Annotated in this window: 18 protein-coding genes; 8 read left to right on the top strand and 10 right to left on the bottom strand. The window is 35.7% G+C overall.

Annotated elements, in window-relative coordinates; genetic code table 11:
• Positions 1-5: 5 nt before the first annotated feature.
• Together KO509_RS14175 and KO509_RS14170 are read left to right on the top strand one after the other, a co-directional pair.
• Positions 6-1,232, top strand: a complete 1,227-nt coding sequence (locus KO509_RS14175; protein WP_215973921.1) for a cyclopropane-fatty-acyl-phospholipid synthase family protein — start codon at positions 6-8, stop codon at positions 1,230-1,232.
• Positions 1,233-1,407: 175 nt separating this feature from the next.
• Positions 1,408-3,372, top strand: a complete 1,965-nt coding sequence (locus KO509_RS14170; protein ID WP_215973920.1) for a Cache 3/Cache 2 fusion domain-containing protein — start codon at positions 1,408-1,410, stop codon at positions 3,370-3,372.
• Positions 3,373-3,668: 296 nt separating this feature from the next.
• Here KO509_RS14170 and KO509_RS14165 read toward each other — a convergent pair whose 3' ends face one another.
• Both KO509_RS14165 and KO509_RS14160 read right to left on the bottom strand, forming a co-directional pair.
• On the bottom strand, positions 3,669-4,451 hold the full coding sequence (locus tag KO509_RS14165; RefSeq protein WP_215973919.1) for a transporter substrate-binding domain-containing protein: 783 nt from the start codon (positions 4,449-4,451) through the stop codon (positions 3,669-3,671).
• Between the two features lie 269 nt (positions 4,452-4,720).
• A complete protein-coding gene (locus tag KO509_RS14160; RefSeq protein WP_215973918.1) occupies positions 4,721-6,364 on the bottom strand; it encodes a methyl-accepting chemotaxis protein in 1,644 nt (547 codons plus the stop codon).
• Positions 6,365-6,676: 312 nt separating this feature from the next.
• On the opposite strand from KO509_RS14160, the gene KO509_RS14155 reads away from it, so the two are divergent.
• Entirely contained in the window at positions 6,677-7,855 is a 1,179-nt protein-coding gene (locus KO509_RS14155; RefSeq protein WP_215973917.1) for a multidrug effflux MFS transporter, read from the top strand.
• A 66-nt stretch (positions 7,856-7,921) separates the two neighbouring features.
• Here the strand turns inward: KO509_RS14155 and KO509_RS14150 are convergent, their stop codons facing one another.
• The gene (locus KO509_RS14150; protein WP_215973916.1) at positions 7,922-8,311 is read right to left on the bottom strand and encodes a metalloregulator ArsR/SmtB family transcription factor; all 390 of its coding nucleotides are present in this window, start codon (positions 8,309-8,311) and stop codon (positions 7,922-7,924) included.
• A gap of 94 nt (positions 8,312-8,405) precedes the next feature.
• The gene (locus tag KO509_RS14145; protein WP_252727608.1) at positions 8,406-9,437 is read right to left on the bottom strand and encodes a permease; all 1,032 of its coding nucleotides are present in this window, start codon (positions 9,435-9,437) and stop codon (positions 8,406-8,408) included.
• A 481-nt stretch (positions 9,438-9,918) separates the two neighbouring features.
• Here KO509_RS14145 and KO509_RS14140 point away from each other — a divergent pair, with 481 nt between their 5' ends.
• Positions 9,919-11,001, top strand: coding sequence for an XdhC/CoxI family protein (locus KO509_RS14140; protein ID WP_252727606.1), 1,083 nt, complete (start codon positions 9,919-9,921; stop codon positions 10,999-11,001).
• Between the two features lie 16 nt (positions 11,002-11,017).
• Here KO509_RS14140 and yrfG read toward each other — a convergent pair whose 3' ends face one another.
• The gene (yrfG, locus tag KO509_RS14135; RefSeq protein ID WP_215973915.1) at positions 11,018-11,686 is read right to left on the bottom strand and encodes a GMP/IMP nucleotidase; all 669 of its coding nucleotides are present in this window, start codon (positions 11,684-11,686) and stop codon (positions 11,018-11,020) included.
• A 67-nt stretch (positions 11,687-11,753) separates the two neighbouring features.
• Here yrfG and nudE point away from each other — a divergent pair, with 67 nt between their 5' ends.
• Both nudE and cysQ read left to right on the top strand, forming a co-directional pair.
• Positions 11,754-12,326, top strand: a complete 573-nt coding sequence (gene nudE, locus KO509_RS14130) for an ADP compounds hydrolase NudE (protein ID WP_215973914.1) — start codon at positions 11,754-11,756, stop codon at positions 12,324-12,326.
• A 10-nt stretch (positions 12,327-12,336) separates the two neighbouring features.
• Entirely contained in the window at positions 12,337-13,173 is an 837-nt protein-coding gene (gene cysQ / locus KO509_RS14125) for a 3'(2'),5'-bisphosphate nucleotidase CysQ (RefSeq protein WP_215974022.1), read from the top strand.
• Between the two features lie 113 nt (positions 13,174-13,286).
• Here cysQ and KO509_RS14120 read toward each other — a convergent pair whose 3' ends face one another.
• The 4 genes from KO509_RS14120 to KO509_RS14105 form a co-directional block, all read right to left on the bottom strand.
• Complete coding sequence (locus KO509_RS14120; RefSeq protein ID WP_215973913.1) at positions 13,287-13,514, bottom strand: YheU family protein; 228 nt, start codon at positions 13,512-13,514, stop codon at positions 13,287-13,289.
• Positions 13,515-13,619: 105 nt separating this feature from the next.
• Entirely contained in the window at positions 13,620-13,748 is a 129-nt protein-coding gene (locus KO509_RS14115; RefSeq protein WP_215973912.1) for a DUF3149 domain-containing protein, read from the bottom strand.
• Between the two features lie 68 nt (positions 13,749-13,816).
• Positions 13,817-14,557, bottom strand: coding sequence for a tetratricopeptide repeat protein (locus KO509_RS14110; RefSeq protein WP_215973911.1), 741 nt, complete (start codon positions 14,555-14,557; stop codon positions 13,817-13,819).
• A 91-nt stretch (positions 14,558-14,648) separates the two neighbouring features.
• The gene (locus tag KO509_RS14105; RefSeq protein WP_215973910.1) at positions 14,649-16,571 is read right to left on the bottom strand and encodes an ATP-binding cassette domain-containing protein; all 1,923 of its coding nucleotides are present in this window, start codon (positions 16,569-16,571) and stop codon (positions 14,649-14,651) included.
• A gap of 169 nt (positions 16,572-16,740) precedes the next feature.
• Here KO509_RS14105 and KO509_RS14100 point away from each other — a divergent pair, with 169 nt between their 5' ends.
• On the top strand, positions 16,741-16,944 hold the full coding sequence (locus tag KO509_RS14100) for a YheV family putative zinc ribbon protein (RefSeq protein WP_215973909.1): 204 nt from the start codon (positions 16,741-16,743) through the stop codon (positions 16,942-16,944).
• Positions 16,945-17,121: 177 nt separating this feature from the next.
• On the opposite strand, the gene KO509_RS14095 is transcribed toward KO509_RS14100, so the two are convergent.
• Positions 17,122-17,490 (bottom strand): PH domain-containing protein, encoded by a 369-nt coding sequence (locus KO509_RS14095; protein ID WP_215973908.1) that lies wholly within the window; start codon positions 17,488-17,490, stop codon positions 17,122-17,124.
• A 667-nt stretch (positions 17,491-18,157) separates the two neighbouring features.
• On the opposite strand from KO509_RS14095, the gene KO509_RS14090 reads away from it, so the two are divergent.
• Positions 18,158-20,512, top strand: coding sequence for a TonB-dependent receptor (locus tag KO509_RS14090; RefSeq protein ID WP_215973907.1), 2,355 nt, complete (start codon positions 18,158-18,160; stop codon positions 20,510-20,512).
• Position 20,513 lies beyond the last annotated feature (1 nt).

The following is a 20,513-nucleotide window of genomic DNA, read 5'->3' as shown; positions in this document are numbered from 1 at the left end:
ATGAAATGGAACAAGTTGAAGGTGTTAGCGTATTGAAAGAAGCTACTTGGTTAGATCAGCGCTGTCGCTCAATTGTTTATTCTATTCTTGATAAGCTTACCTACGGACAATTAGAAATAGTTGAAGGATCAAAGCATCATCTTTTCCCTGAAACGGCAAGTAACCCAGATATACATGGTAAAATTCATATTCATGATATGAGTGTTTATCAAGATTTTGTTAAAGGCGGTAGTATTGGGGTTGCAGAATCCTTTATCGATGGTAAATGGAGCAGTCCTAACCTAACCAATGTTATCCGTATTTTTGCTAAAGCACAGCAGTTAACCGATTCATTAGAAGCAAAAAAGTCTTGGTCGAATAAACTAAAAAATGCTTTTTTTCATTGGCAAAACCGTAATACACAATCAGGATCGAAGCGTAATATTTTAGCGCATTACGATTTAGGTAATGAGTTATATACACGATTTTTAGATCCTAAAATGATGTATTCTTCAGCTATCTATCCAACAGAAAACAGTTCTTTAGAAGAAGCACAGTCTTATAAATTACAAACTATTTGTGATCGTCTTTCGCTAGAAAAAACCGACCACTTATTAGAAATAGGCACAGGTTGGGGCGGTTTAGCTATTTATGCAGCACAGCATTATGGTTGTAAAGTAACTACGACAACGATATCTGATGCACAATATGCATATGCTGAAGCGCGTATTAAAGAGCTAGGATTAGCAGAGCAAATTACCTTATTAAAAAAAGACTATCGTGATTTAACTGGTTCATTTGATAAAGTTGTTTCAATTGAGATGATTGAAGCGGTTGGATATGAATTTTTACCTAGCTTTTTCAAGCAGTGTAATGATCGACTAAAACCAGGTGGAAAACTGCTTATTCAAGCGATAACTATTGCCGACCAACGCTTTGAGTCATACAAAAGTAATGTCGACTTTATACAAAAATATATTTTCCCTGGCGGTTTCTTACCCTCTATCAATATATTAAGTCAGCACATATCTCAACATAGTGAATTAGTCATGGAAAGCTTAAATGATATTGGGCTTGATTATGCTAAAACATTAAATGATTGGCGTAAAAACTTTATTGCATCATGGTCTGACTTAAAACCATATGGTTATGATGAAACCTTTAAACGTTTATGGTTATATTATTTTGCTTACTGTGAAGGGGCTTTTTTAGAGCGCTCTACCAGTACTGTTCATTTAGTTGCAAGAAAATAGTGCTTAGTAATAATGATGAATATTTCACTGCTATTTTTTATTTTAATCAATCTATATTGAGCTGATTACAATAAAAAATAATTAGATCTTTGTTTATTAAACATTGTGTTATGTCTTTTATTAGTATATTTATAAGACAGTGTGTTTAACTTATCTCGAAGGTTGGAAGTGTTATATGATTAGTAAATGGAAAATTGAAAATCAATTAAATGGCGTAGTACTATCACTTACTCTTATTGCTTTTGTTGTTGTGGCAGTTGTTAATTATTATGTAGCAGAAAGAGAAGTAAAACACAGCACAGAATCAAGTATTAAAGCGCAACTACTCAGTAGCGCAAATCTTCTTGTACCTGCTTTTGAGTTAAATCTAAAGGCAACTCAACAGCTAGCGGAACAATTAACCGTAGAAATAAAGCCGGATCTTACGGTATCTTCAGAAGTCATTTCAGTTAAGGGTGAAGAGCTACCAAGTTTATATTTAAATGGAGAGCTATTGGCCGGTAAGTTTGAGCTGATTGATCAATTAACAAAAAAATATGAAATGCCGATCACCATTTTTCAGAAAACTAAAGATGATGACTTTATTCGTATTTCAACGTCTTTATTGAAAGCTAATGGCGAAAGAGCCTTTGGTACAAAGTTGGGGAAAAATAAACACCCTGGTTATAGCCAATTGATTTCAGGGAATGATTATTATGGTATGGCTAGTTTATTCGGTTCAAATTATGTCACCGCCTATATCCCCTTAAAGATAGATTCGAGTGATGTGAATGTTATTGTGTTTGCAGGGCTTAAAGTAACTAAAACATTAGAATCTATTAATAAAGCTATTACTGCATACTCGGTGAATAGTATTGGAGATATGCACCTTATTGATTCGAAAAAAATCTTGATCAGCTCTCAGCCAGAGCCTAATGATTTTGCCCAAATACAAACAGAAATTAATATGGGAAAATCAAGTGATTTTAACATTAATGGGAACAACATTTATTACCAGCATATAAATGGTTATAACTGGGCTTTGTTGATTATTGTTCCTGAAAAACAAATGACAATAATGGCAACTTCATTAGGTAAAGAAACAGGTTTAGTGGCGTTAGTTGCCATGGTGCTTATCGCTTTTTCACTTAAAATAGTGACCAAAATAATATTTAAAGACTTCAAACAAACTTTTCATGCTTTAGATCGGCTTGGTGCTGGTCAAGTCAGCAACTTGAATTTGGAATATAATAAAGACTCGAAAAAAGAAACAGACATACTATTGTGTTCAGTTGATGATATGGCTAACAAAATAGATCAGCTGATTTGTAAAGTTAAAGAAAATGCATCTCTAACTTATGACACAGCGAGTCATATACTTAAACGCTCGACCAATCATCAAGATGCAAATAAAGATGTAATGGAACGGGTTATTTCTATCGCTGCGGCAGTAGAAGAGCTTACAGCATCAATTGCTGATGTATCGGCACGCACAGAAGAGGCTGCTACCGCTAGTTCAGCAGCAACAAACTTATCAACGTCAGTTGTTGAAACAATGAATAACTTATCTAGTAATATTAATAAAACAAAGGTGAGTGTGGAAGCCTCTGTTGTTTCTATGGATGAGTTATCAGAAAGTGCAGCTAGGATTAAAACCGTAGTCGATCAAATTAACAGTATTGCAGAGCAAACAAATCTATTAGCCTTAAATGCCGCTATTGAAGCAGCAAGGGCTGGAGATTCGGGACGAGGATTTAGTGTTGTTGCTGATGAGGTTAGGCAACTAGCACAACGAACTCAATCGAATGTTGTTGATATAAAAGATGTGCTTGATGGGTTAGCAAATAATACCTTAACCATGGTTGAAAATATTAATAATGTTTCAACTGCTATTCTCGATGTTGAATCAGCAACTACAAAAACTGTTTCTCAATTTGAACTGGTAAATAACGATATAGGTAGTGTTAATATTCAGTTATCATCCATTGCCGCTTCTGCAACTCAGCAAAGTGCTGTTACAAATGAAATAGCTGAAATGCAATGTATTTTAAATAGCTCTGTAGAGTTAGCGACTGAGATTTCAGGCGAAGTATTAGCTTCTGCAGAAGATATAACAGTACAATCTCAGGCATTAAAGGAAACTGCTTCTGTGTTTAACTAGTACTTAATCACAGCACTAACACACTATGTTATCCTGCTTTCAATTATTGATGTTAACCAATGCTTAAAAGGAACGTTGTATAGTCTGAATGCGTCTAGCGACATAGGTATGGTTACGCAATTTAACGAAATATTTGACTAAACCAAACATATCTAGCTGCGTTGAATGACTAAACTCATTGGTTTACGTTTTGTTATTTTGTCTGCCTGGTAAGCTTATTATGTTTTAATTGAGGCATTAAATTAATTGCACTACCTCAATATTACAATCAATACTTATGCATAAGGAACGTTCAATTATCCATTATCTTTATTGATCCAATTATCCCTAATTTTAAGCCATGACTTATATTCTTTTTCACTATAACCACATGATAAAAATAACATTTTAACTTTACCTTTATCAACGAATTTATCTATGGCTGAATCAAGGCGTTTAGCAATATTGATTACTCGCGGGGTTTTATTGTAAATAGTATGAATTGTTTTTGTCACTAAAGCGGGTTGCATTGGGTAAATACAGCTGTTGTTAAGCTTTGGGGTTTGTCTCAGGTTGCAGTGTTTATTAGCAAGTGATTCTGTAAATATTGCGTATTGCAATTTACCTTTAATTAATAAATCAAATACTTTCTCAGAACTACTCTTATGATAAATATTCGTAAAACCAATTTCTTGAGCTATTTGCTCGGCGAATGATTTCGTGGTGACCCCAACGATGTCTTGGTGTTTATTAATATCTTTAAGCGTTAGGCTATGTGGCTTTTGAGAATATAAATAAAGGTTATCGATTGTTAAAGGCTGACTATAATAACTAAAATTTTCACGTTCTGCGGAATAATACACACCTATTAATGCATCCAGTTTTTTTTCTTTAATAAAATTCAACCCTCTTAACCATAAATCTTCTTTTGCATCTAACGTAATGCCTTCACTTTCAGCCGCTAATTTTAGCAGTAGCCAATTAAGCTTGTATGATCGTGATAATTTTAAATGATCGTCATGATTTACATATAAAGCAACTGATAAGGTTTCAGCAAAACTAAGGAGGGGGAAAAGGAATAGAAAAATAAATAATTTCATAAAAAATAAGCTAGTTGAATGTTAGGGTCAGTTGGTAAAGGTCTAATATAAATAGACGCGTTATGTACCTATTTTTTATTTTATTAAACATCACAACATAGTTGTTGGATTTACATTATATTATAAAAAATATAATAATTTCAGTTTTATCAGGCTAAAAATACAGTAGTATATTTTTAGCCTTCATATAGATCAATCTATTAGCAATTCAAGTGGAGACAAAGTAGAAATACGATGCCTTATCGATGAAGTGGATACTTTATTTTCTGTTAAATTTTAAAGTAAGCAATCTGAGTTTTTAATTGGCATGCTAAGTCGTTTAAAGAATGAGCAACATTGTTGTTTTTCTCTAATGAACTACTTGATGTATCAGCCATATCGGTAACACTTTTCATACCTTCATATAAATCGTCGATAACAATAATTTGCTCGTTGGAGCCACTGACCACTTTTTTCACATTCAATAACGAATCATTTGCTTTATTTTCTATTTCTTTTAGAAGCTCAACGGAACTAACGCCTAGGGCAAGGCCTCTTTCAATTTTAGGTAGCGTTGATTGCATCGCAACAACCGAATCTGCAGTTTCTTGTGTTATTTCAGTTAACATTGATTCAATTTCTGCGGTGGCAGAGCCAGTACTTTGTGCTAATGTTCTTACTTCATCGGCAACTACGGCAAATCCTCGGCCTGATTCTCCAGCTCTTGCTGCTTCAATGGCAGCATTTAATGCTAATAAGTTTGTTTGATCAGAAATACCGCTAATAACAGCAATAATACCGCTGATATCTTTGGTTCGTTGTTCTAATTTTTGTAACTTATCAAGGGCAACACTAACCGTTTCTAATACCATTTTAATTTCTGTTGCCGTTGCATTCACTGATTCACTACCTGCGGTACATGAATCTAAGGTTTCTGTAGAATTTCTTTCTGTTTGCACAAGCAACTCAGAGACAGCATATGTTTTCTCTCTCATATCGTTCAAATTATTGGTGGCTGCTGTCGTATATTCCCTTTGTTGTTGTACTAAAGACAATACTTCAGAAGAGCCCAGTGAAACAATATCAGTTTGTACATTCATATCGGTAGCAGCATTAGCAATATTACACATTATTGTTCTTAATTGGTTTTGTGTTTTTTGCAAAGAATATAAAACACTATTCTCATGTTTTGCTCTGATCTCTTGAGTTAAGTCACCTTCGGCAACTTTATACAATAATTTTGCTACATCTCTAGGTTCACCATCGAGCGAAACTTTTAAAGCTTTTGTTATACGGTAAACAATTATTCCGCTAATAAGGAAGGCTACTCCTGTTAACGCTAGCATAAGCCCTGCAAAACTTTCAGCAGTTTCCTTTACAAGAGCGGTTGCTTCTTTATTTTCTACTTCTTGGTAATCAATAAACTGATTAATTGCAGCTAACCATTGAGTAAAAGCAGGTCTTACTGACTCAAGCAAGATGAATTCAGCTTCTTTTTGATTACCGGCCTCTATCGCTGCAATAACATCACGCACTAACGGCATGGTGTTTTTTTCTATACGCTTAATTTTGTCTAGGATGATTGCTTCTTCAGGCATTGAGTTATTTATCATCATGTTATCAAGGGGAATTTTTGAGTCATTATAAAAAGTTTCTAAACGTTTTATATTACCTAAGGTATTTTGCAGGTCATTGTCATTGTTAATTAAAACGACATCACGAATTGCAATAGATCTATCATGAACACTACCCCGAAAATTAATGGCGTAACGTTGTTTCATTGAATTCTTATCGGTTATTAAGGTCATCGATTCATCAATAGTATTAACACTGCTAATACCGACGATAGTAATAATAATCATCATGAAAAGGACGATGCCAAAGCCCATCATAAGACGAAATTGTACAGTAGTACGAGTATAAAAATCAGCCATATATTTTCCTGAAATAGATTTTTTAAGTATATTAAACTGAATTTTTAATACCTTAAGAACATCTCAATAGTATAATCAAGATAGCAAAATAAGCTACAGTAACTGCAAATAAATACAACTATTTATCAGGTTGTCGTTGATTAGATGCTAAAACATTAATCTCTGTGAGTTATGTTAAAGTAACGGGATATTGTTTCGGCTCTTAGCCGAGTTATTTTAATGTTATCACTTGCTTAATGAAATTTACCATAATTACCTTCTGCTCCGAACGTCAATATCTTATACTACGCAGTCATCATTACTGAGACTTATATGACAAATAAACAACTACTACCTTTATTGATCTTAATGGTTATTTTTAGCCCGTTAGCTATCGATATCTTTTTACCTGCTTTACCTATTATGGCTAAAGAGTTTGTTGTGCCAATGACACAAATTCAGTGGAGCGTAACAATATTCATTTTAAGTCTGGGTTTTGGCCAGTTAATAAGTGGTCCCCTAGCAGATCGCTATGGTCGTCGTCCCGTTGCTATGGGCGGCATACTTATTTATGGTTTGGCGTCACTTATTTCTGCTTATGCCGATAGCTTAACCTTTTTTCTTATTGGACGTTTATTACAAGGCGTTGGTGCATGTGCGATAGTTGTCTCAGCTTTTGCTAGCGTACGTGACAAATACAATGCAATAGAAAGTGGTGTTATGTATTCTTATTTAAATAGTGCAATTTGTTGTATTCCGGCACTGGCACCATTATTAGGAAATTTCCTGACAGAGTCTTTTGGCTGGCGTAGTAATTTTGAATTTATGACAGGCTACGCTATCTTTGCTGGTGTTATTTTGTATTTTACGCTTAAAGAAACCAGACCAGAGCAGACCGCAAAACATAAACATCTTTTTAATCTGACGCATTTTATACCCGTGTTGAAACACCCTGTATTTTTGTTTAATGCTTTGGTGGTGATGTTATCAATGGCGATTATTATTGCTTATGTCAGTAGTTCGCCGGCGTGGTTGATTGTAAGGTTAGGTTTAGATCAGCAAAGCTTTGTCTTTTGGTTTAGTTTAAATGCTGTCATTAATATTGTTGCTTGTTTTCTCGCGCCTCGAGTTTTAATTAAATTTGGCGCAAGAATAACCATAGGTTTGGGTATGGTGTTATTAAGTATTGCAGGTTTGTTAATGCTAGCTTTATTGGATTTTCAAACACCTATTGCCTTTATGCTGCCAATAATGGTTAGCTCACTTGGCTTTTCAGTATTAATGGGAGCTTGTGCAGGGCAAGCACTGGCACCTTTTGGTGAAAAAGCAGGTTCAGCATCAGCATTATTAGGCTTTGTACAAATGAGTGGCTCAGCCGTTATTGTTTATTTATTACAATTATTGCCTTTAAATGAAGCCGAACAATTAGCCTGGTTGATGCTGACCATTATACCTGTGTACGTTATATGGAAGTTACCCCGAGTGAAAACCCATATAATGCTAGATAATTAAGCGTTTCAGTATTGATATAACTGATTTCAGGTTTATAGCGCACAACCTGAACTCGGTTTAATCAATCTACTTATTTGCTGATATCCATTGTTCACTATTGGCACCAACAACACACTCACCATTATCTCGCATGGCTAAACGCAACATACAACGTTTAGTGACATCAGAGAAGTTTTCCTCTGGTAAAAATCTCACTGAATCTACTAAGGCTCTACAATGTAAAGCGGTTTGCTCGTTTAAAGTATAATAAACCCACTTACCTTGTTTGGTTGGGGTGATTAAACCAGCTTTGTGCAGCATTTTTAGATTGCGAGAAACGTTATATTGCGTGTCACCAATAACATCCATAGCTTCAGCAACATTAATCCTCTGATCTATATGTACTAAAAGCCAAAACAAACGTAGTCGAGTGGGGTCTGATAAAGCTTTTAGTGCATCAATATACTTCTCATCCATCAGTTAATAACCTTTCTGATTGCGTTAAAATAATATAAAGCCATTATACCAACTCCAACAGAAAGGCTACATCGAAATTTATTTACTGACTTGTTTACACTAGGTATTGAAAGATCACGCCACCAAGAATAGCAGTAGTAAGTACAATAAAAACAAATGCTATTACGGCTTTTCTTTTTAGCACAGCAGACACAAGCGCGATTTCAGGCAGACTGGCACCTGTACCACCAATAATCAATGCTAAAGCTGGGCCTAAGGCCATTCCCTTAAGAATAAGAACACTTAATAAGGGGATTGCCATCTCAATACGTAAGTAAAGTGGCACACCAATAACAGCAGCGATTATAATTGATTGTAAATCACCTCCGCCAACATATTTTTCCACTAATTCTGCTGGTAAATACGCAGCAGACAAACCACTAATTAGTGCACCTAATAATACATAAGGCACGATCTTTTTGAATAAGGCTAATGCGAATCGCAATGCTTTGTGGATTTTTGATGGTTCAACTGACTCCATAACCAGAGTTGCAGATGAATCACAATTCATATTTATTGAATTAATCGATGGCTGTGTTTTTGATTGAGTAGCACAACTAGTTGAAGTAGGGCTAGTTGCAGCACATGCACTCGATGTTTGAACTGCTCCACCACAACTAGGCTGTGATGTAGGTCCTTCTAATTCTTCACCGCGTTTGATCTCATTTCGCCAAGGCGATTTAGAAATCAACCATCCACCTAAAACAGCTGCAGTAAATGTGATGACTAAATAAATAACTGTGATTTTTAAGCCAAAGGTTGCATAGATCATTGCTAATACGATGAAGTTACATAAAGGGGCTGAAATTAAAAAGCTTAATACTGTACCTAGTGAAGCGCCCATGGATGCCATGCCCATTGTAACGGGTACCACAGCTGCACTGCAGAAAGGGGTTAACATACCAAAGCTTGCGCCAAGTAATGATCCCCATTTTTCATGTTTAGTTAATTTTTTCTGTAGCTTATCTTGCGGAATGTATTCACGCATAAATCCGGTAAGAATAGAAACAACAGCAATAATAAGGACTAAAGCGCCTCCAACATGAGTAAACTCATTTAGCGCAATCATTAATTTTTCAGTATTCAAAACATTATCTCAAGTAATTGTGTAAATTGAACTACAAGATAATCACATATGCGCATTTATGCAAGTGTTATTTTTGTTACTAAATACTGTTAGTGAATATATGTTTTCAACTGTTATTACTGATATTATTTAAAGTCTATTGTAGAAAGAAGTAGCCAGTTAAAAGTAATATGCTTTAGTTAATAGGCGTAGAGTCATTTGAAAATGGCCATATTGCTACTTTAATAGCTTAATGCTATTTGAGTAACTTAAATCTTATAGCATTTAATCGTAATTATACGCCGCTTGGTCGTTTACTTCTGTGTAATTTGGTATAAGTAGTTACTCTTATAATTTGAGAGTTTGACGATAAACTAACAGGGCTTGCGAGCCTGTTTTATCTTCTTTTGCCAGTATTAAGTTATGTTGTATTTACAGCTTCAGGTAAGTGTCATTGAGATTTATCGTTTGCGTCAATGTTAGTTTAAATTTATAGGTTGGAATGAACATTAGTAACCATTTGTCACACTTGTTAACGCAATGGTATCCCAATAAGGATAATTGCGATTGGGTTTTAGCGACTATTTATAAAACGGAAGGCCCTTGTTATCGAAAAGCAGGGGCTATGATGTTATTTAGTAGTCAAGGTCATCAATTAGGTATGTTAAGTGGTGGCTGTTTAGAGTCTGATATTGCCGTTACTGCACGTAAAGTCATGCAAACGGGTGTAACAAAGCTATTGTGTTATGACGGCTCTGATGAAGATGATATGTCATTCCATTTAGGCATTGGTTGTGGTGGTACTATTTATATCATGTTGCAGCAGATTCATGCTGATAATGACTATTTGTCGTTAATTGATGTTTATGAAGCACTTAATAACCGTACTTCGGGTTACTTTTATCAGCGTATTGTTGACGATAATACTGATGGAAAAGCGTATTTTGAAGCTAAGTGTGTTACTGATATAGCTGAAACAGCTACGCTTATTTCAGCATCAAGCTTGACCGAAACAAACTTTGTTGCACCAAAAAATGAAAGCAAGACCAATAATATACTTATTAAAGACAGGGCGACTTGGTTAGCGACGCCTATTACTCCTGAGCCGCATTTACTTATTGTTGGCGGTGGAATTGATGCTAGACCTTTAGTTAATATGGCAAAGCAGTTAGGTTGGCAAGTTTCTTTATGGGATCCTCGCCCCGCAAATGCTCGAAAAGAATATTTTGCAAATGTTGATTATCTTATTAAAGGTGAGGCTGGCGTGTTAGCAACTTTTGTCGCTGATAAAAACGTTAATGCTGCGATTTTAATGAGCCATAATATAAGTATAGATGCACATGCATTACATGCTTTGGCACATTCAAGTTTACAATATATGGCTTTACTTGGGCCACAACATAGAAAGCAGCAAGTGATCATGCAAGCGAATATCAAAGAAACTATGTTACCTTTTGTATTTGCAGGTCCGGCGGGTCTTAATATTGGTGGCACATTGCCTGAAAGCATTGCATTGTCGATATTGGCTGAATGCCATGCAAATTTATTTAAACGCAATGCGCAATCATTTAGCCAAGTTTTATAACAGCTTTCACTGGCAATTAAATAATATCATCGATAATGTTTTTATAGTCTGTTATGTAAGAGTAGCCTTGTAGATGAGCGGCATTAATGTTCGGTAATGTTGAATCTGGATTTGCTACGGCAAGTAAATGTTGTATACCAAATTCCTTAGCGCTATTTAAAATTGTTAAATTATCATCAACAAATAATGTTGAATCATTCTCAAATTTTAAGTCGGCTTGTAACTTTTGCCATAAAACTTGTGACTCTTTAGTTGCACCATAGCGGTGAGTTGAGATTAATACATCAATATGTTGATCTAAGGCTGTTCTTTCAACCTTGAGCGACAAACTATCGGGGTGAGCATTTGTTAACAATACCACTTGTTTATTTGCTGCTTTAAGCGCAGATAAAAAAGGTAATGTATCTGGGCGTAGCGCAATTTTATGCTGAATTTCTTTTTTTAACTCAACAATGGGTAAATCAAGTTTATCAGTCCAATAATCCAAACAATACCACTCAATTTCTCCGGCCACTTTACTGGTTTCAATATGTAAATATCGTTGAGCTTCAGCTAAGGAGACATTGTGTGCTTGGGCGTATTTAGATGGGATATGGTTATGCCAAAAAAAATTATCGAAATGTAAGTCTAATAAAGTACCGTCCATATCGAGCAGAACTAAGTTAATTTTTTCCCAATTGAGCATTTAGAGGTTCCATAATTGATGTTTATCGTGTCATTATAGCGTTATGTAGAACGAAATACGCAAGCTTATGATAGGGAAAAATAAATTACCAAAGATCAATAGTCGAAATCAAGTGGCAAAAAGTCGTTTATTTGCTATTGAACAGCTTGAACTAACTTTTAGTAATGGCGAAGAGCGCCAGTATGAACGAATGGTTGGCTCTGGAAATGGTGCGGTAATGATAGTACCTATGCTCGACGCTGATACTATATTATTAGTAAGAGAATATTGCGCAGGTACTCATAGTTATGAGTTAGGTTTTCCTAAAGGGTTAATTGATCCAGGAGAATCACCTGAAGAGGCTGCTAACCGTGAATTACAAGAAGAAATTTTTTATGGTAGCAAGCAATTAAACTTCCTCTCTCAAGTGATGATGGCTCCCGCTTTCTTTAACGCAAAAATGGATATCTTCGTTGCTAGTGATTTATATCCTTCAATGCTTGAAGGTGATGAACCTGAACCCTTAGATGTTGTTCCTTGGCCAATTAAAGACTATAAGGCGTTATTACGCCAACCTGATTTTCAAGAAGCTCGCAGTATCGCGGCCTTAATGTTATTAATTGATTACCTTTCCCCAAGCAAGTTATCCAATCAGGATTAGAGATATGAGCATGAGTGACGAAAAGCTATTAAATATTGCCTTAGAAAGCGCTAAAAAAGCTGGCGTTGAGGTAATGAAGTATTATCGAGATCAGAGCTTTACTGCGAATATGAAGTCAGATAATAGCCCTGTTACGAGTGCTGATATAGCTTCTAATGATATCTTAATGGATCAACTTAAAACGTTAACGCCTGATATTCCAATTATTTCTGAAGAAGTTGGGGCCGTTCCGTTATCGCAGCGAAAAAACTGGCAACGATATTGGTTACTTGACCCTATTGATGGGACGGGGGAGTTTATTATTGGTAGCGGTGATTTTGCTGTAAATATCGCATTAATTGAGAATGGTTGGCCAAGTATTGGTGTTATTCATGCGCCTGATCATTGCCTAACTTATTACGGACAAAATAATTTAGGCGCTTTTAAGGAATGTAACCTTAAAACTAATAATAGTAGTCATCAAATTCATGTTGCAGAATATCAAGAACCTCGTCGTATTAAAGTAGCCATTAGTAAACGTCAGCGGATAGAGTTAATGGGTCAGTACTTGAATAAAAACTTTGACTTTGAGCATGTTGCATTGGGTAGTTGTTCATTGAAAAACTGTTTAATTGCTGAAGGTGGAGCTGACTGCTACTTACGTATAGGTGTTACTGGTGAGTGGGATACAGGAGCTAGCCAATGTATTTTAGAGCAGGCGGGGGGCACTATTATCGACAGTGAGTTTAATCCTCTTACTTATAATAAAAGGGATAGCCTACTCAACCCTGACTTTCTTAGCTTAGGAAATCAAAACATTCCTTGGGAAGAAGTCATTAAAGCCCATCGAAAAATTTATAGCGATTAGTACTGGCGATCAGGCTCTGCATAATTAACAGTAGTAATTATTTACGTTAGTGATTTATTGCCGCTATCCTGAACTTGGTTTAGGATCTCAATCGCTATAATGATCGTCGCAGATTAACTTTCTTCTTGTTTAAATTGATCACTTGGTAAAATATTAACACTTTCATGTAGTTCAGAGTAAACTAATACGGCACTACCTTGTTTTAACTGTAATTTTACCTGAGCTATTTTATTTGCTTTACTGGTATCGACAGCACCGTAGTCTGTGCCTTCACGTAAAATAAATTCTTCAATAATAGCATCTAGAGTATCTTCTTGAATTTGATCTAATGGAATAATCATTGGTTACTTTTGAGGAAGGTCGTACATTAAGAAAAGCTATTGTACGACATAAGCCTCGATTACTCTATCGATTAAAAAAACAGATTAGCATCCTGAAGTTAACGATTAAGAATCGTCACTAATATGTTTAATAAAGTAATAAACGTAAAATGCACAAATCCCCAATACAATAGCTAAGCCGCCAATAGAAAACATCACAACAGGATCATTCTTAAGCATAGTAATAAAATTCATAATTAACTCCTTATATTTATCATTAGGCTTAGTATAGTAAACCTCTAATATTTATAAGGTGATGTAGATCAATATAAATCGTTCTTTTTAGCCATTTCTGCTTTAATGGTTTGTTGCTCGATAATCTTACGGTAAATTTTATTCGCTTTTTCTACTGCTGCGTCTATTTTTACTCTAGATAGTTCTCGTTCATCAAGTATACGGCTAGTATTCGCATTAGGGTAACCATTCCAAGACGCGATGGTATTCCATACAAGCGACATTTCGGTACTTTTTTCTACGCCTTTGCCTTCACTATAAAGTAAGGCAAGGTTAAATTGTGCCAACGCGTGATTTTGATCTGCGGCATTTTTATACCAACGAGAGGCTTTGAAGTCATCTTGATCGACACCTGTACCATTTGCATACATAACGGCTAGATTAAACTGCGCACTTGCTAAACCTTTTTTGGCTGCTTTATAGGTTAATTGGTATGCTTTTTTTAAGTCTTGTTTAACTAGTTTACCTTCGGTATAAATTAAGGCTAGTTCGAATTGAGCATCAGAATCATTTTGCTCTGCAGCTAATTCAAATAATGCCAAAGCCTTCATACCATCTTTAGGAACGCCATAACCGTTTTGATAAACAAGTGCCATTTGATATTGTGCAGGTGCATAACCTTCAGCGACTAAAGGTCGAAATTGCTCAATAGCAGCATGAAATTCGCCACGGTTTAATTCGTAAATACCCTGTTCAAGATCATTACCTTGGCTTAGCGTAGAAAAACCACTTGCCAGTAAAAAAATAAATGTGCTTATATAATTTCGCATAACTTTTCTCTTTAATATTTTTTCATTAATAATAAGTGTTATTACATAACATAAAAACTGAACTCGGCTTAAATAAGTGTAGCTCAAATTTTTAATTTGAAGACATGATTTCTTCAATTTGCTCGGCTATTTCTAGCCAAAGCATTTCACTTTCTTCTATATTATCTTTTAAATTAGCCTGTAGCTTGAGTTGTGTTGTTAACTCTTTCTTGCGTTCAGCTTGATATATATCACTGTCACTAAGTAAAGCCTCTACTTGTGCTAACTCTTTTTGCCATTGAGCTATTTGTTTTTCTAACTTATCCGACTCTTTGCGTAATGGAGCAGACTTCTTACGTAATTCCGCTTGTTGTTGACGCAACTGTTTTTTGTCTAAGCCTTTATCTTCATTATCACTGTCATTAGACGTGTTTTCTATTTTATTATTAGTAAAGGTCTGTTTTTTGTCGTCGTTGAGCCATTGTTGATAATCATCAATATCTCCATTGAAGTCAATGACACTACCATTAGCCACCAAATAGAATTCATCAACACAAGATTCGAGTAAAAAGCGATCATGCGCTATTAAGATTATAGCGCCGCCAAAATCTTGCAATGCCATCACTAAAGCTTGTCGCATTTCTAAATCTAAATGGTTAGTAGGCTCATCGAGTAATAGTAGTTGTGGCTTCTCTAAAACAATAAGTGCTAATACTAAACGTGCTTTTTCACCACCAGACATATTAATAACAGCTTCAAGGGCTTGATCGCCACTAAAGCCAAACTTACCCAAAAAGCTTCTCGCTTGTGGTTCACCTAGTGCAGGCTTTGCACGAAGAATATGATCAACAGGGCTTGAACTAGCGTGTAATTGTTCTAATTGATGTTGAGAGAAATAACCTATTTTTAACTCTTGAGCACAATAACGTTCGCCATTAAGTAAGGCTATCTCACCGGCGAGTGATTTAATTAATGTGGATTTACCCGCGCCATTTCTACCTAATAAACCGATGCGACTACCAGGTACTAACGTTAAACCTACATCGTTAAGGATGATGGCTTCAGTGCTATAGCCACACTGACTCTCAGTGAGAGACAGTAATGGGTAAGGTAAGTTGTCTGGTTGTTCAAAATTAAAAGTAAATTGGCTGTCAACATGTGCAGGCGCTAAATTTGGTAGCTTTTCTAAACGTTTTAAACGACTTTGCGCCTGTTTAGCTTTACTGGCTTTGGCTCTAAATCTATCAACAAAGGCCGTTAAGTTGGCTGCTTCTTTTTGCTGTTTCTGAAACTGTACATCTTGTTGGGCTAAATGTTCAGCACGTTGTCTTTCAAAAGAGGTGTAATTACCGCTATAAAGCTTGGCGCGTTGGTGTTCAATATGTAAAATTTGATTAATCACCGTGTCAAGAAAATCACGATCATGCGAAATAAGTACTAGGGTGCCAGTAAAACGTTTCAACCAGCGTTGTAGCCAAATAACGGCGTCTAAATCCAAATGGTTGGTTGGTTCATCGAGCAGTAATAAATCAGCACGGCTTATTAATGCTTGCGCTAAGTTTAAACGCATTCGCCAACCACCCGAGAAATCTTTGACAGGATTGGTCAGTTGATTTTGTAAAAAGCCTAAACCATGTAATAACTCTCCAGCACGAGCAGGTAAGCTATAACCATGAATAGTATCTATTTTATTGATTAATATTGCTTCTAGGTTACCATCGTCATTGAGGCGCGCTTGCTCTAATTGCTGTTCTAGTTGGCGATATTCTTTGTCGCCATCCATTACATAGTCAAGGGCAGATTGCTCAAGAGACGGTGTTTCTTGCTTCACTGTTGCTATCGACCAACTGCTCGGTAAAGATAAATCTCCTGCATCAGGCGATAACTCTCCGAGTAAAGCGGCGAAAAGAGACGATTTACCACAGCCGTTACTACCAACTAAGCCCACTTTATGGTTAGGATGTATAGTGAAACTAGAGGCTGTTATTAGGTTTTTTGCACCTCTGTCTAAGCTTAAATCGCTGGCGGTGATCAATGTTTTGTCCTTATATAAATCATGAGTGAAAAATAGCTAAAAGCGCTGAATATAAAATACCTGTGCATTGTCGCTTTTCCTGTTGCCACTATTCAAGGTAAAATAACAATTATCCAGATTATTTATTACTTTAGTCATTTAAATAACTTATTAAGTAGGGCGATTACACATGAAAAAGCAGCAGAGAAAAAGATTTATTGCAGGGGCTGTTTGTCCTAAATGTAAGGCGCAAGATACGTTAGCGTTGACAAAAGAAGACGGTGTTGAAAAAGTGACTTGTGTTAGTTGTGGCGATCAAATGACACAAAGCGAGCCACAAGTTGAAGAGGTAGTACGTCAGCATGAGCAAGTGATTGGGGTATTTAAACCTTAATAGGTTTGTTATTAATCATAATTATTGTTAGTTGCACAGGATGTGCATGCAATGCTAATTTATCTCAAAGACAAGAAAGGATTACTTAGAGGGCTAAATCAATTTATATTATCTAGCCGTAAGTATTCCCTTTGAATGGTCTTTTTTATAATGCTAGCGCAGCATTATTATTCAAACTTACAGTAAGTAGCTTGAAATTATTCGTGATATTTCAACCATTGAAGATTTGCCTGTAAATTCAAATTTAACTTTACCAATTGCTGAAAAGTAAATTTCTAATTCAGAATCAAGATCGAAGGTGCCTGATGTCTCAATTGAATAGGCAACAATGTTTTTGTAAGGTAATGAGGTAAAGTCTTTTTTACTGCCAGTAATACCTTGTACGTTAACGGCGATAATTCTTTTGCTGGTAAAAATAACGCCATCACGCATCGATTTAAATGAATCAACAATTCGTTCATCATCTAACAGTAAATCATTTACTTTTTCTGCGTATTCAGCATTCTGCTTAAGTTTGAAAAAACCTTTATTATCGAAATCTATCATTGGATATCCTTTGTCATTAACACATGAGTTTAGTGATGTGTCATTGTTTGGTAAATATAAAATAAAGTTAACTCGAATAAACGGTAACGAGTCTTTGTATTTTTTGTCTGTAACAAGTATTCGCTGAAATTAGTATACGTTGGTATTAGGAAATTATCAGAGAGTATCGCCTTCTTCAAGCGAGAATAGCAAATCAATTATCGGCTGAAAAAATATAATAATACCAACCTCACTAACTATGTGATCATTTCTATTTGCTAAAATCACCAACTACATCGTTATTTATTTAATAATTATAACAACTAGTTATTGAAATAAATGCCTTGTATTTGGCAATTTTTTCTATGTATAAATTTGTTCACTTAATTAATGAAACTGGTATAAAAAAAGGTCTACGCTAATTAGCTAGATAAAGCTGAGTTCTGTGTAATATTTAATTGCCCAAGAAATAATAAAACCAATAATAAAAGAGTGAACTAGCGTTATATTGTTATTGGGCCTAAGCGCTTTGCTACAGCTATTACATATAAGAGGTTTATGCTTTATTAATACCATTAATGAATTACAGATTGTGCATAAAGTTAGCCAACAATAATAAAAATTGAAATTTATTTTTAGTAACCTAGGTCTATTTTGTCATCATATAACGATAATTAAAAATAGCAACATGAAGTACAGCGTAATAACTCTTAGCATTCTTTTTATTCTTCAGATCCCAATCGTATATGCTGAAGAAAAAAGTGAACTTAGCACTGAAGTCACAGAAGTGATTGAAATATCGGGGCGAGCGATTCAAAACCACAATATTTCGCCTAAAAATGCCATGGTCAATGGCCCTTTTGGGGATGACTTAGGTTTAGGTGATATTGCTCGCTCAATTACGCCTATCACTCAAGAAATGATGGAGCAGCTTAATATTACCAGTCTGCAAGATATCTTGGCTGTTAGCCCGAATAGTTATTCAGCAAGTGGTTTTGGCGCACCAAGTTTACCTACATTACGTGGTCAATTAGGTGAATTATTTCAAGACGGTATGCGTCGACAAGCTGGTAATAACGGCTTTGGTATTCCTTTATCATTTAATTCAGTTGATCAAATAGATGTTGTTAAAGGCGCGCCAACAGTATTGTTTGGTAGCAGTCAACGTAATGGTGGTTTTGTTAATTTACAATCTAAAAAAGCCTCTATTGATGAGCGTGCCGCAAAAATTAATTTAACGGCTGGCCGCTGGGATCAATATAGTGCTCAAATAGATGTTGGTGCACCGATTATTGAAGGTGAAAGTGGTATACGCGTAAGCGCTGAACATATTGATAACGGTAGTTTTTATGATTACAGTAGCTTTAAAAGCGACAGTATTTATACCGCCTTTCGTTTTTTACCAGACAGTCAAAGTACTTGGGATATTAATTTTGAATATTATCAAGTTGAGTTCACAGATAACGCAGGAATTAATCGCCCTACACAAGCGTTAATTGATGATGGTTTGTATATTACAGGTCAAGGTGTACAAAGTAATGGCAGCACTGTACCTGGTGCGGGTGCTATTGTTTCTCCTACAGGGCAAGTTAAAATAAACAGAAGTAATGTATTAACTGATCCAGATAATGAGAATGATGCGACTACCTTTTTGTTACATAGCACCTATACACGAGAATTAAGTGGTCAAACACGATTAAAAAATACTTCGTATTATCAGCACTTAACTCGTGATGAAATTGCACAAAATAGTTTTGTTGAAATAATTGATGGTGCTCATACTGCGCAAAATAGACTAGAATTAAGTCATAATTGGAATAATGAACAGCAAACTATCTTTGCAGTGGATGTGCGTTATAACAAAGTATTGGGTTACAGCCAATTTACCACAGAAGCGGATTTACCTATTGATTTAACGGGTCCTATTGAAAACCGTCGTATTCCGCTAACAACAGAGCAGCAAGCTAAATTAGTTGAACTACGCCCTGGTTTATTTGTTTCACCTGGTGGTCAGTACGACATTAATGGCGACAATGTTGGTGATTTTTCATTATCAGATACAACTGACTCAACAACTTGGCAAACAGGTTTTGCCATTCAGCAAGATAGCCAATGGAGCGAGCGTTTACGCACAAATTTAGGGTATCGTATTGATTTTTACGATGTGAAAGCTCGAGATCCTATCGCCCCTACAGGGCAAGAAGCCGCAAAAGATACGATTAATGAAACGTTACACTCTGGGCAAGCGAGCATTAACTATAAGCTAGATTCTGATATTACCGTGTATGCTGCGACTAGTTATAATCAAGCTACATCAAATAGTATGGCAGGTGGTATTACATTAGGGGCAGATAATTTAATTAGCGCACAAAACTTTGCTACAGATAATACGTTACATGAAGTGGGTTTAAAATATATTCCTAGTGACAGCTCTTGGTATGTTGATACGGCAATATTTAATCAACGTCGAAGTTTACGTAACCGAGATGGCAGCAACACCGGTATCGAAACCAAAGGTGTCGAGTTACAAGTATTTTATGATGCAGCCCCTTATTGGTTTAACCTTGGCTACAGCTATATTGATGCGCGTTATGACAACTCAACTAGTAGCCAAAGCTCAACACAAGTAGCGGATGCTTTTGATAACTCTCGTCCAGATATCATTGAAGGTACTGGCATCGGAGCGCCCAATTTTGCGTCATTTGAACGTTCAAACCGTCGATTACAAGGTATTCCAGAACAATCATTAACGCTAAATGGTGGTCGTTATATTACTGATAAATGGCAAGCAGGTTTTGCTGCCCTTTATACATCAAGTTATCCACTTGATTACTTAGCAACAGTACAAATTCGCGACCAATATACGTTAAATGTTAATTCTAGCTATACTATTAACAAACAAGCAAAACTACGTATTGATGTTAACAATATAACTAACCAAAAAAACTGGAGGCCTGTATTTGAGGGCGGTTATTTTGGTTCAACTTTGGTGTTTCCTGAATTACCTATTCACGCCAAAGTCACTCTACAATATACATTTTAAG

The sequence above is a fragment of the Colwellia sp. C2M11 genome, assembly GCF_018860915.1.
GTDB lineage: Bacteria > Pseudomonadota > Gammaproteobacteria > Enterobacterales > Alteromonadaceae > Colwellia.
Note: the sequence above shows the minus strand (reverse complement) of the source record. Positions and strands in the feature narration are given on the sequence as shown.

What these genes read in the sequence shown, in the direction of transcription:
- KO509_RS14175 (WP_215973921.1), top strand. Translation starts at nt 6, where the DNA reads ATGGAACAAGTTGAAGGTGTTAGCGTATTGAAAGAAGCTACTTGGTTA.
- KO509_RS14170 (WP_215973920.1), top strand. Translation starts at nt 1,408, where the DNA reads ATGATTAGTAAATGGAAAATTGAAAATCAATTAAATGGCGTAGTACTA.
- KO509_RS14165 (WP_215973919.1), bottom strand. Translation starts at nt 4,451, where the DNA reads ATGAAATTATTTATTTTTCTATTCCTTTTCCCCCTCCTTAGTTTTGCT.
- KO509_RS14160 (WP_215973918.1), bottom strand. Translation starts at nt 6,364, where the DNA reads ATGGCTGATTTTTATACTCGTACTACTGTACAATTTCGTCTTATGATG.
- KO509_RS14155 (WP_215973917.1), top strand. Translation starts at nt 6,677, where the DNA reads ATGACAAATAAACAACTACTACCTTTATTGATCTTAATGGTTATTTTT.
- KO509_RS14150 (WP_215973916.1), bottom strand. Translation starts at nt 8,311, where the DNA reads ATGGATGAGAAGTATATTGATGCACTAAAAGCTTTATCAGACCCCACT.
- KO509_RS14140 (WP_252727606.1), top strand. Translation starts at nt 9,919, where the DNA reads ATGAACATTAGTAACCATTTGTCACACTTGTTAACGCAATGGTATCCC.
- yrfG (WP_215973915.1), bottom strand. Translation starts at nt 11,686, where the DNA reads ATGCTCAATTGGGAAAAAATTAACTTAGTTCTGCTCGATATGGACGGT.
- nudE (WP_215973914.1), top strand. Translation starts at nt 11,754, where the DNA reads ATGATAGGGAAAAATAAATTACCAAAGATCAATAGTCGAAATCAAGTG.
- cysQ (WP_215974022.1), top strand. Translation starts at nt 12,337, where the DNA reads ATGAGTGACGAAAAGCTATTAAATATTGCCTTAGAAAGCGCTAAAAAA.
- KO509_RS14120 (WP_215973913.1), bottom strand. Translation starts at nt 13,514, where the DNA reads ATGATTATTCCATTAGATCAAATTCAAGAAGATACTCTAGATGCTATT.
- KO509_RS14115 (WP_215973912.1), bottom strand. Translation starts at nt 13,748, where the DNA reads ATGAATTTTATTACTATGCTTAAGAATGATCCTGTTGTGATGTTTTCT.
- KO509_RS14110 (WP_215973911.1), bottom strand. Translation starts at nt 14,557, where the DNA reads ATGCGAAATTATATAAGCACATTTATTTTTTTACTGGCAAGTGGTTTT.
- KO509_RS14100 (WP_215973909.1), top strand. Translation starts at nt 16,741, where the DNA reads ATGAAAAAGCAGCAGAGAAAAAGATTTATTGCAGGGGCTGTTTGTCCT.
- KO509_RS14095 (WP_215973908.1), bottom strand. Translation starts at nt 17,490, where the DNA reads ATGATAGATTTCGATAATAAAGGTTTTTTCAAACTTAAGCAGAATGCT.
- KO509_RS14090 (WP_215973907.1), top strand. Translation starts at nt 18,158, where the DNA reads ATGAAGTACAGCGTAATAACTCTTAGCATTCTTTTTATTCTTCAGATC.